Origin of the sequence: Cellulomonas sp. A375-1, assembly GCF_001040865.1 — a bacterium.
Taxonomy (GTDB): Bacteria; Actinomycetota; Actinomycetes; order Actinomycetales; family Cellulomonadaceae; genus Cellulomonas; species Cellulomonas gelida.
The window spans coordinates 1-11474 of record NZ_LFKW01000034.1 but is presented as its reverse complement, the minus strand read 5'-3'; the positions used below and the strand labels follow the sequence as shown (position 1 = coordinate 11474).

Here is an 11474-nt window from a genome sequence, read left to right as displayed (position 1 = left end):
GGCGACCACCGAGAACGCCCGCCCGGCGGCTCCCGCGCGCGCCGCCTCGATCGTCGCGTTGAGCGCGAGCAGACGGGTCTGGGCCGCGACCGCACCGATGACGGTGACGGCCGAGTCGATCTTCTCGGACGACTGCGCGAGCCGCTCGACCAGCCGGGTCGCCTCGTGCAGCTCGCGCACCGCGTCGCCGACGGAGTCCCCGAGCGACTGCGCGGACGCGCCCAGCTCGGTCGACGCCGCGGCGACGTGCTGGGAGACCTCCACGGCCTGCCCGACGATCTCGGCCCGTAGGCGCGACTCGCGCGCCGAGCGCTCGGCGGCGTCCCGCATGAGGTCGCGTGAGGCGTTGATGCGCCGGGCCCCCTCGCGGTAGGCGCCCGGCAGACCGCGCTCGATGAGCGTGCGGTGGAAGCGCCCCTGGGAGCTCGCGCTGAGCGCCGCGCCCGACTCACGGACGAACGCGTCGTTGACGTCGAGCAGGTGGTTGAGCATGTCGGCGAGCTCGCCCACGGGTCCGGTTCCCGGCTCGACGACGCGCGCCTCCAGGTCACCCGAGGCAGCGAGACGCAGCACGTCGACGATCGGCGCGAGGTCCTGGCCCACCACGTCCTGCCGGGCCGGTTCGACCGACGCCGGTGCGGTCGTCGAACGTCGGAGACCGATCATCGCGCACCGCCGTGGCGGTTGATGACGTCCCAGACGAGCTCGTCGTAGGTCACGCCTCGGTCGGCCAGCTCACGCTCGAGCAGGGCGCTCGAGGCCGCCACCGCCTGGTTGCCGGTCGTGTGCCGGCGTTCTTCCGCGAGCAGGAGGTCGTAGAGGATCTCGATCTCCCGCACCGCGCCCGGCGCGGGCAGGCGCCGGTTGGAGTGGTACCCGACCGTCCGGCCGCCGCGGGACGAGGGCGTGACGTGCGCGAGCACCCAGTAGAACGACCCGTCGCGAGCGATGTTCTTCACGTAGGCGAAGATCTCGTCTCCCGCGCCGATGGTGTCCCACAACCGCTGGAAGAGCGCGCGGGGCATGTCCGGGTGACGGATGACCGAGTGCGGGCGCCCGAGGAGCTCGCTGCGCTCGAAGCCCGAGACGCGGACGAACACGTCGTTGGCGTAGGTGATGCGCCCCTGCGGGTCCGTCTTGGAGACGATGATCTCCTCCCGACCGAACGTGCGCTCGACCGACGTCGGGGTGATCGCGGTTGTCCTCACGAGCGGGCTCCAGGTGTTCGGCGCGACGGATGCGCCTCGCGCGCGACCGCGGTCCATCCATCGACCGCCGCCGCGGCCGCAGGAGGCCTCCCACGAGTGAATCTGCAGGTCAGGACGGGCAGATGGGTGAGCGCGCCACCCCATCGGCCGCGGACCTTCGTCCCGCCGTCGGGTCGCGGGGCCCGTGCGGGGCACCCGCCCGCGCCGGGCGGCGCCGCCGCACCCGGTGACCAGGGCGACGAGGACCCCTGCCGCCCGGTCGACCGCAGCGCTAGCGTTCGCGTGTGACTCGTCGCGCGGCTCGAAGGAGAACCCCGTGAAGCTCGGTACCACGCACCGCATGCACGCCGCTCGCCGTCGAGTCGTCGCCGCGACGACCGCTGCGCTCGCGCTCGTCGTCCTCGGCGCGGTGCCCTCGTCCGCGGCGACCTGGCGATCGTCGGTCGCGCTCCCCGTCGCCAAGAACGCCACGACCGATGTGCGGGTCGGCGAGGACGGCATCACGGACGTCACGGCGGTCTCCGGGTCGTCCGGCGGCCTGTCGCTGACCGTGGTGGGCGTCGGAGCCTCGTCGGGGGCCGTCCCGAAGGTCGCGTTCAGCCGCACGAAGGTCACGGGCGACGTCGAGCTCGTGGAGTCTCCGAAGGGCGGTGCGCTCGTCGCGTGGACGCGCGACACCGCGGTCGAGTGGGACGACCCGACGACCCTCTACGTCGCGGCGCGGGCCGCAGGGTCGACGACGTGGTCCGCCCCGACGAAGCTCGCCTCCGTGCACCTCGGCGGCTTCGACGTGGGTGTCGACCGCTCGGGTCGGTACACGATCGCGTACCGGACGGCCACGGCGACCAAGGTCCTCACGGGCCGGCCCGGCTCCTGGGCGGCGCGCACGCTGCGCGCGGCGCTGCCGGAGGTCGAGCTCGCGGTCGCGCCGGACGGCACCGCCGCCCTGCTCGCGGTCGACGTGGACTCCACCGGCGCCGCCGTGCTCTCGGTCGCGTCGCGCGCGTCGGCGACCGGCGCCTGGACCGCACCGACGGTCGTGCGGCGCGACGCGAGCCCGGCGTTCATCTACGGCCGGCAGGCGGTCGTCGCGGCGTCAGGAGGCAGCGTGAGCGTCGCGTGGAACTCGGGCTCGGGCGTCCGCGTCGCGTCCCGCGCCACGTCCACGGGCGCGTGGGCGACCGCCACGGTGCCCGGGTGGTCCTTCGACCTGACCAGCCGCCCCGACGGGCGCGTCGAGCTCGCGACCGATGCGGTCTCGGTGCGCTCACGCTCCCGCACGTCGACGACCTGGAGCTCGCCGACGACGGTCGCGAAGCGCTCCGGCGTCGTCGGCGTCGACGAGGCCGCGGGCGACGCGCGCGCGGCGACCGTCGCCTGGGTCCAGGCGAGCGGCGTCGAGGCGGGCGTGGTGTACGCGCGCGACCGGACGACGTCCGGCACGTGGGGCACGATCCGCAGGGTCGGGTCGACCGCGGTCGAGCAGGGCGACGTCGCGCACACCTTCGTCGAGGTCGCCCGCTCGGTCGCCGGACGTGGCGCTCTGGTGTACCGGTCGACCACCGGCAAGATCTGGCTCCAGCGGTTCGTGTAGCCCGCGCCTCGACCCGCCTCGCCTGGGCGGGGCAGGTCTGCCACGCTCAGGAGATGGAGACGCCCGACGAGGGCTGGCACGAGCGCCGCGTGGTGGTCGACGGTCACACGGTCAGGGTGCGGTGCAGCGCCGACCGCCCCGACCGGCTCCCCGTGGTCCACGTGCACGGCTTCGCGATCTCGGGTGCGTACCTCATGCCGACGGCCCGCCGGCTGGCGGGTCACTCACCCCAGGTCGTCCCGGACCTGCCGGGCTACGGCGGCAGCGAGGGCTGGGGCCACACGCTCGGCATCCCGGCGCTGGCGGACGCGTTGCTGCGCGTCCTCGACGCCCTCGAGCTCGAGCGCGTGGTGCTGCTCGGCAACTCGATGGGCTGCCCGATCAGCCTCGAGCTCGCCCACCAGGTCCCGGACCGTATCGACCGCACGGTGCTGGTGAGCCCCGCGGGCGGCGTCCAGAACCAGCCGCTGGGCCGTGCGCTGCGCCAGCTGGGCCAGGACGTGCTCCGGGAGAGCACCCGGATGGCCCCGGTCGCACTGCCCGACTACGTGAGGTTCGGCCCGGTCAACGCGTTCCACCTGTTCAGCGAGCTCACCCGGTTCCCGTCGCTCGAACGGCTCCTGCGCACGCCCGTGCCGGCGCTGGCCGTGCTCGGCAGCCGCGACCCGCTCATGCCGCCGCCGCGGCGTGTGCGCGAGCTGGCGCAGCTCGCCCCGGCGCACGTCACGGTGGTGCTCGTCGAAGGGGCGGCGCACGCCGTGAACTTCAGCCACCCTGGCGAGCTCGCGCACGTGGTGCGCTCCTGGCTGGACGGCGAGGAGATCGTCGACGACCCCGACGAGCCAGGCCAGTCCCGTGTGCTCCAGCTCGGCGGGCGCTAGCGGTCCTCGTCCAGCACGTGCCGCACGACGAGGTCCTCGAGCGCACGGTCGGCCAGAGCACGGAAGTGCCCCGGCGTGCGCAGCACCACGGCCTCGCGGCCATCAGGCCCGCGGGCGTCGGGGATGTGCGGGTCCCAGACGCTGCGCACCGGGACGATCCTCTCGTCCACGGTCCGGTCCACCACGAGCGCGAGGATCGCCTCGTCGTGGGGCACGAGCGCGCGGACCGCACGCAGCGGGACCCACCGCGCGTAGCGCGAGCCGACGAACGGGGTGTTCACGGTGATCATCGAGGCGATGCGCGGGTCGTCGGACACCAGGTCGTCGATCATCGCGCGCTTGCCGATCAGACCGCCTTTGCTGTGCGCGAGCAGCACCACGTCGTGCAGTCCCAGGGCCGCGATCGACGCGCGCAGGAGGTCGGCGGACTCCGGCACGGGCCGGCGGTTGCGCCCCAGCGACGGCACCGCGTGCACCCGCAGCCCGTGCTCGTGCAAGCGGCGCGCGAGCGGCCTCAGGAAGTGCCACGCCTCGTACACGCCCGGCACGAGCACCACGGGCCGACCTCGCACGGGCGGCCGCGCGAGCTCGGCGGCGCCGCCGGGCCGCAGCCATCCCGCGACGATCCACCGCACCGCGAACTCGTAGTCACGAGCGCGCCACGCCAGGTGCGCGCCGGCGCGCCGGTGCGCCCGGCCTTCCTGGCGCGGCACACCGTGCACGGGTACGTCAGCGGACGCTGGCAGGGCTCGCCGCCGGGTCGACGTCCGCCGCGTCGGCCGGCCGCGCCGGCCGCGCAAGGAGCGAGACGACGAGCAGGACCAGGATCGCGACGATCGCGGTCCACCCCACGAGCGCGGGCGTCACCCGGTCCGCCAGGACGATGACCAGTCCCGCGACCGACACGACGACGATGCGGACGAACGTGCGCTGCTCGTCGAGCCACCGTCCGACGGGCCCGGTGGACACCCCGTGCCGGTCGCCCGCACCGCGCACCGCCGCCACCCCCCGCGACCACGAGCGGCGCAGCGAGCGGGCCGCGGTCGTGCCACCCGCGACGAAGGCCACGATCGCGACGACGAGGCCCAGCACGGCGACCGCGCGCAGCGCGATCCGCAGCAGCGAGATCACCTGGTCGTAGACGATCACCGCCACGTCGGGCCGCTGCACCGCCTCGGGCAGAGACTCGGTGTAGAGCGTGCGGCCGACCGCGAGGCCGACGCCCAGGAGCAGCATCGCGCCCGCGAGCGCGAGGCCCGCCACGACGAGCGCGCGCGAACGGTGCCGCGAGGCGAGCACGCCGCCCGCGAGCAGCAGCAACGACACCCACGGGAGCCACGTCCCGGCGGCGTGCAGGAGCCGGTACGCGCTCTGCAGACGCACCAGGTCCGCGCTCTGCATGAGCGGGAACGACGCGTCGATGGCGGGCAACCGCTCGAGGATCGTGAAGCCACGGTCGACGAGGAGCTGGGTCACGGCGTCGACGACCGTGGCGAGCTGGACGCTCAGGGTGCCGTCGGCACCGATGCTCGCGAGCGCGTCCGGGTCGCCGCGCAGCGCGGCGACGAGCTGCTCGTGCGCCGTGCGGTTGGCCTCGGTCCACGCGGTCGAGAACGCGTCCGAGGTGACGACCCGTTCGACCCCGCGGCGCACGAAGTCCGTCGCCGCGCTCGCGAGCGGCGCTTGCAGCGACTCGACGAGCGTCGAGACGCGCGGTGGGAGCCCGAGCCCGGCGAGCGCGGACGTGGCCTCGGTGGCGAGGTCGTCGACTCCGACCGCGTCGACGATCGCCGTCGTGATCCGGTTCGTCACCGCCTGCTGCACGGCGGGGTCGTCGGCCAGGGGCGCGACGGTCTCGACCCAGCGGTCGGTGTCGTCGATCAGCCCACCGGCCCAGGAGGCGATCACCGCGACGGGCGCGAGGAGCGCACCGAGCAGCAGGAGCACGACCGCGAGCGTCGAGCGTCCGACGTGCCGGGGCCCGCGCGGCACCAGCGCTGCGACGGGCACGGGTGAGGTCACGGTCGGGACCGCGTCGAGCTGCTCCCTGAGCCGCGCGTTCTCGGCCTCCAGGGCCGCGAGCCGTTCGCGTACGGCGTCGTCCCCGACGGGGACCTCGCCGACGGGGACCGGCTCTGTCAGCTGGTCCGCCGGGTGCGCGCCAGCAGCGGGGCGTCGGGGCCGGGAGCCCCTCGCTTCGCGTGGTGTCGACTGGTCCGCCATGACACACCTCCGTGAGGTCACGCTGGGACGAGCATGGCAGCATCTGCCCGGCGGTGCGCGTCCGCAGGTCCCCGCACCGGTAGCGTCATCGCGACGACCTGCTCGCCCGATCCTGCTCGAGACGACGAGGACCGATGCCGAAGCTCCGCCCCACCGCTGTCGACTCCCGGCGCCCGCCGGCGTGGCTGCCCCGCGCCCTGCTCATGACCGGTGTCGCGGTGTTCGCCGGGATCTTCATCTGGCGCTCGCTCGGGCTGCTCACCAACGTCATCACGATCCTCGCGTGGTCGTGGTTCATCGCGCTCGCGATGGAGCCGCCGATCCGCTGGATCGTGCGGCGCGGCGTGCGCCGCACGCGTGCGACCGGCCTGGTCATGCTGACGGCGGGCGTCCTCATGACCCTCGTGATCGCCCTGTTCGGCAGCCTCTTCGTCCAGCAGGTCGTCGACTTCGTCACGCACCTGCCGGAGTACTACGCGGACTTCGCCGAGTGGCTCGACAACCGGTTCGGGACCCAGATCCCCACGGCGGACGAGGCGCTGGACACCCTCGGCAAGCACTGGCAGTCGCTCGCTCCCGGGATCATCGGCGCCGGCGCGTCGCTCATCGGCGGCATCTTCAACGCCACCTCGATCCTGCTCGTGACGTACTACATGGCGAGCGCCGGCCCCCGCTTCCGCGCCGCGGTCCTCGCGTACCTCGAGCCGAGCCGTCAGCGCGAGGTCCTGCGCCTCTGGGAGGTCTCGCAGGAGAAGGTCGCCGACTTCATCAACTCGCGCCTCGTGCTCGCCGCGCTCTCGACCGTCTTCACGTGGATCTTCCTCATGATCGTCGAGATCCCCTACGCGCTCCCGCTCGCGGCGTTCACGGGCATCGTGTCGCAGTTCGTCCCGACGATCGGAACGTACATCGGCGGGGCGCTCCCCGTCGCGGTCGCGCTGACGATCTCGCCGCTCAAGGCGTTGCTCGTGGTCGCGTGGATCATCGCCTACCAGCAGCTCGAGAACTACGTCTTCTCCCCCAAGATCTCCGCCCGGGCCCTCCAGCTGAACCCGGCGGTCTCGTTCCTGGGCGTGATCGGGTTCGGCGCCGTGTTCGGCGCGATGGGCGCGTTCCTCGCGCTGCCCGTCATGGCGACGATCCAGGCCGTCGCATCCACCTACGTGCGGCGCCACGAGATCGTCGACGACCCGCTCCTGCACGAGGACGTCGAGGCCCTGCGTCGCAACCGCGGCTGGGAGGACGTCGCCGAGGCCGACGAGCCGACCGCCGACCGATCCACCAGCGACCAGCCGACCGGCGACCGACGGACCCGCACGTGGACCGACCGCATGCGCCGCCGCCCCGACGTCACGTCCCCCTCGACGTCGCCGGTCGCTCCGTCGGCGACCGAGGAGGACCGCACGACGGACTCGTCGGACGACTCCCCCGATGCCGACGACCACTGATCGTCGCTCCGAAACCTCCGGTGCCCGAGCCGAAATGATTCGGCCCTAGCCCCTCCGTGCCACGGCTGACCACAGTCGGTCGACCAGGCAACCGCGCGAGGGGAGACATCGTCATGTGGAGCACACGCAGGAGGGCGACGGCCTGGTGGGGGGCGGTGGCGCTCGCCGCCGTCGGCGCGATCGCGGCGGCAGGCGCACCCGCGAGCGCGGTCCAGACCACGACGAACGTCGCCTACGCACCCGCCGACCCGCAGGGCAGCCGCGGCCACCTGCTCGACCTGTACGTCCCGGACGGCGCCGGGCCTTGGCCACTCGTCGTGTGGTCCACGGGTTCGGCGTGGACGTCCGACGACGGCAAGTCGGGTGCGAACGCGATCGCGCAGCAGCTCAACCCCCGCGGCATCGCCGTCGCGGGTGTGAGCGTGCGCTCGAGCTCGCAGGCGAAGTTCCCTGCCCAGGTGCACGACGTCAAGGCGGCGATCCGCTTCCTGCGCGCCAACGCCACCCAGTACAAGCTCGACCCCGCCAAGTTCGCGACCATGGGCGACTCCTCGGGTGGCTGGGTCGCCGCCATGGGTGCGCTCACGGGCGGCGTCTCCTCGCTCGAGGGCACCATCGGCACGGTCGGCGTCTCGAGCGCCGTCCAGGCCGGCGTCGACTTCTTCGGTCCCACGGACTTCGTCAAGCTCGCGCAGCAGGACCAGGGCGGCTGGATCGACCACAACAGCCCCGACGCGCCCGAGGCGCAGCTGCTCGGGTGCGCGATCCCGACCTGCCCCGCCAAGGCGCAGCAGGCCAACCCGATCGCCTACGTCGACGCGAACGACCCGCCGATGATGCTGCTGCACGGCCGCAGCGACAACGTCGTGCCGCACGCGCAGACCGAGATCCTGTACGACGCCCTCAAGGCCGCGTGCGTCGACACCCAGTTCTTCTCGGTGCCCGGCGCGGGTCACAGCCACGCCGACGTGACCAGCTCGTCGCGCTTCGGCCAGCAGACGGTCCGGACCACCGACGGGTGCCGCGAGAGCGTCACCCAGGGCACGCCGAACCCGAGCTGGGACACCATCGCCGCGTTCCTGAAGGACGCGTGGGGATCAGGCCCGCAGCCGAGTCCGACGCCGACGCCGACCCCCTCGCACACGATGCCGCCGACGCCGACGCCCACCCCCACCTACTCGCACACCCCGTCCCCGCCGGCCACACCGACGCCCTCTCCGACGTCGCAGCCCAACGCCGGCTGCACCGCGACCTACACGCTCGTGAACGGCTGGCCCGGCGGGTTCGTCTCGGACGTCAAGGTCACCGCCGGCAGCACGCCGCTGAACGGGTGGCGGGTCACCGTCACACTGCCGTCCGGCTCGGTGACCAACGTGTGGAACGGCCAGGCGAACGGCGGCGCGCAGATCACCGTCGCCAACGCACCGTGGAACGGGCAGGTGAACGCAGGCCAGAGCACGACGTTCGGCTTCCAGGGCACCGGGTCCGGCGCTGGGGCCACGGTGACGTGCGCGGCAGCATGACCTGACGGCGTCGTCCGACGGCTGATCGCCGGACGACAGCCCCGACGGAGCGACGCCTGCGACGAGCGGCGTGCACGGGTCTCCTGTGCACGCCGCTCGTCTGCGTGGTGCGCCCGCTCCCCGCGCGTGCTGTGACGCGCGCGTGACGCCCGTGAGGCGCAGCCGGTCGCACGCTGCCCTTCGGGGGCTGCGACGCGGGCGTGGGATCCGCGGGCTTCCTCCGGTCGACGTGCTCGCGCCGGCCGGTCGTCGCGCGAGGAGGAAGCCATGGCGACGCTCGTCGTACCCGGAGTGCAGGTCGAGACGCGGTTCGACGTCCTGCCGCCGCTACCCGCGTCGTCGGGCGTCGTCGGCATCGTCGGCATCGTCGACCGGCCACCCGTCCCCGCCGCGCTGGTGGGGCTGTCCCGCGCGGCCGAGATCCCCGGGAGCCTCGGCCCCGGCACGGTCGCGTCGGCTCCCGAGATCGTGCACGCGCTCGCGAACGGCGCCTCGGAGGTGCTCGTCGCGCCGGTGACCGGCGGGGGCGCGGCCTCGCTCGTCCTGCGCAACGCGGTGTCGACGGACGCCGTGCTGCTGCGCGCCCGGTCGGTCGGCACGTGGGCCAACCAGGTCTCCGTCGACGTGCGGACCGTGACGAACGCCGCGGGCGAGACCGTGCGCGTGAGCCTGCGGGTCCTGCGCGGCGGTCAGGTGGTCGAGGAGTTCGCCGACCTCGTCGTCGAGCCCGGCTCCCACCAGGACCTGCTGGACACCATCAACACGCGATCGCTGTACCTCGTCGCGCTCGACCCGTCGCTCGCCGACACGCTCCCCGCCGCGGGCACCTACGTGCTCCCCGCCGACGGCACGGGCGTGGACGTCCCCCGCTCGGGGGCCGCTCAGACGCTGTTCACCCTGCTGCCCGAGGCCGAGGTCGACCCCACGGGGCTGACGGTCGAGATCCTGTCGCCGTCCGCCGACAACGTGCGGGTGCGGGTGTTCCGGGACGGCGCGCAGTCCGAGGAGTTCACGCGCCTGACGATGAACCCCGACTCGGCGAACTACCTGCCCGCGGTCGTGCTGCGCGAGAGCGCGCTGGTGCACGTCCGGCAGGCGTCGTCGCTCCCCGCACCCGACCGGCTGCCCGTCGCGATCTCGCCGACGCCGCTGACCGGCGGCACGTCGCCGTCGGCGGCCGACTACCAGGACGCGATCAACCTGCTCGCGACCGACCCCCGGATCAGCCTCGTGACCGCGTCGCTCGAGCCGACGCGCACCGAGGCGTTCGTGCAGGTCGTGCACCAGGCGCTGGTCGCGCACGCGGTCGCCCAGGCCGACGCGGGTGCGCCGCGGATCGCCTTCGGGTCCGTCACGGTCGCCGAGCAGACGAACCTCGACCGGATCCGCGACCACGCGGCGGGCGTCCGCAACCGCAGGTTCGTGCTCGTGACCCCGGCGGGCGCTGCGGGCGCCGTGATCGGGTCGGTCGCGCGCACCGGACCGTCGGTCTCGCCGACGTTCAAGCCGGTCCCCCTGTTCGGCATCCCACCGGCCCGCTACACGGACAGCGAGCTGAACCGGCTGCTCGGCCCGACGCACAACGCGCTCGTCGTCGCCGACCGTTCCGGCCGCGGCGTGATCGTGCTGCGCGGCCTCGACACGACCGGCGACCAGATCTCGGTGACCCGCGTCGCCGACGCGTGCGTGCGCGAGGTCAAGGCGATCGCCGAGAACTTCATCGGCGAGCTCAACACCGTCGACGCACGCACCGCGTTGCGCCAGCAGATCGTCGCGACGTTCACGCGCATGGAACGTGCCGGCGAGCTCGTGCCGTCGACCGACGGCACCGACCCCGCGTTCCTGGTCGACGTCTACTCGACGCAGCTCGACTTCGCCCAGGGCAACGTCCGCATCGACATCGCGGTGCGCCCCGTACGGGCCATCGACTTCGTCTACGCCACCATCCGCGTGAAGAACTGAGAGGCGCGTCATGCCCACCGTGTATGCGGCCAACGAGAGCTCCGTCCTGGTCAACGGCACCCCCGTCGAGGGCGTGCGCTCGGTCGAGCACCGCTCGGCCACGGTCCGCCAGGACCTCTACGCGCTCGGGTCGTCCGAGCGCATCGGCGTGGTCACCGGGCCGCGCAACGTCGAGGGCCGTATCCGGGTCGCGTCGTCGGCCCCGGACCTGGACGCGCTCGTCGGCGACGACTTCTTCCAGATCACCGCGCCGCTGCGGCAGGGCGGCACGACCGTGACCGTGAGCTTCGACGAGTGCCTCATGACGGAGAAGTCCTTCGCGATGAGCGCCGGCGGGCACGGCGAGACGGTCTACGCGTTCACGGCGACGCGCGTGCGCGAGGAGCGGTGAGGTCGGTCGACCATGAGCGGTGCGGTCCAGCTCGTCGCCGGTGGCGAGGTGCGCGTGGGCGACGCGACGTACCCGGGAGGGGCCCTGCCTGACGGCAGGGTCGCCCTGCTCGGCGTCGCCCTGCGTCGGCTGCGGCTTGCTGAGCGCGACCGTCTCGTCTCGCTGGTCACCGGGCTCGTGCCCGGGTCCGACGAGGCACGGACGCTCGCGGGGCTCGTCCTCGCGGCCGCAGCCACGCCGGGCG

General features: G+C 73.6%; 11 protein-coding genes. 7 read left to right on the top strand and 4 right to left on the bottom strand.

The annotated features are described in order from the left end of the window. Both CWIS_RS19760 and CWIS_RS03795 read right to left on the bottom strand, forming a co-directional pair. On the bottom strand, positions 1-666 hold a 666-nt coding region (locus CWIS_RS19760), incomplete at its 3' end, for a methyl-accepting chemotaxis protein (RefSeq protein WP_053071525.1). Next, a complete protein-coding gene (locus CWIS_RS03795) occupies positions 663-1208 on the bottom strand; it encodes a PAS domain-containing protein (RefSeq protein WP_048341918.1) in 546 nt (181 codons plus the stop codon). The genes CWIS_RS19760 and CWIS_RS03795, both read right to left, overlap by 4 nt. Before the next feature lie 316 nt (positions 1209-1524). Between CWIS_RS03795 and CWIS_RS03790 the strand changes: the two genes are divergently transcribed. Both CWIS_RS03790 and CWIS_RS03785 read left to right on the top strand, forming a co-directional pair. Then, entirely contained in the window at positions 1525-2802 is a 1278-nt protein-coding gene (locus CWIS_RS03790; RefSeq protein WP_048341912.1) for a hypothetical protein, read from the top strand. A 53-nt stretch (positions 2803-2855) separates the two neighbouring features. Then, positions 2856-3683, top strand: a complete 828-nt coding sequence (locus CWIS_RS03785) for an alpha/beta fold hydrolase (protein WP_048341911.1) — start codon at positions 2856-2858, stop codon at positions 3681-3683. Here the strand turns inward: CWIS_RS03785 and CWIS_RS03780 are convergent. Next, entirely contained in the window at positions 3680-4396 is a 717-nt protein-coding gene (locus CWIS_RS03780; protein WP_048341917.1) for a triacylglycerol lipase, read from the bottom strand. The genes CWIS_RS03785 and CWIS_RS03780 overlap by 4 nt on opposite strands. Positions 4397-4412: 16 nt before the next feature. Beyond that, complete coding sequence (locus CWIS_RS03775) at positions 4413-5693, bottom strand: hypothetical protein (protein WP_053071526.1); 1281 nt, start codon at positions 5691-5693, stop codon at positions 4413-4415. A gap of 347 nt (positions 5694-6040) precedes the next feature. On the opposite strand from CWIS_RS03775, the gene CWIS_RS03770 reads away from it, so the two are divergent. The 5 genes from CWIS_RS03770 to CWIS_RS03750 all read left to right on the top strand — a co-directional run. Beyond that, a complete protein-coding gene (locus tag CWIS_RS03770; protein ID WP_082156191.1) occupies positions 6041-7354 on the top strand; it encodes an AI-2E family transporter in 1314 nt (437 codons plus the stop codon). A 113-nt stretch (positions 7355-7467) separates the two neighbouring features. After that, the gene (locus tag CWIS_RS17415) at positions 7468-8877 is read left to right on the top strand and encodes a cellulose binding domain-containing protein (protein ID WP_082156190.1); all 1410 of its coding nucleotides are present in this window, start codon (positions 7468-7470) and stop codon (positions 8875-8877) included. Positions 8878-9144: 267 nt separating this feature from the next. Further along, positions 9145-10839 carry a hypothetical protein gene (locus CWIS_RS17410; protein ID WP_053071522.1) on the top strand — a complete coding sequence of 565 codons (1695 nt, stop codon included), beginning with the start codon at positions 9145-9147 and terminating at the stop codon, positions 10837-10839. A 10-nt stretch (positions 10840-10849) separates the two neighbouring features. Beyond that, entirely contained in the window at positions 10850-11230 is a 381-nt protein-coding gene (locus tag CWIS_RS03755) for a hypothetical protein (RefSeq protein WP_048341910.1), read from the top strand. A 12-nt stretch (positions 11231-11242) separates the two neighbouring features. Further along, the coding region (locus CWIS_RS03750) for a hypothetical protein (protein WP_048341909.1) at positions 11243-11474 on the top strand (232 nt) is incomplete at its 3' end.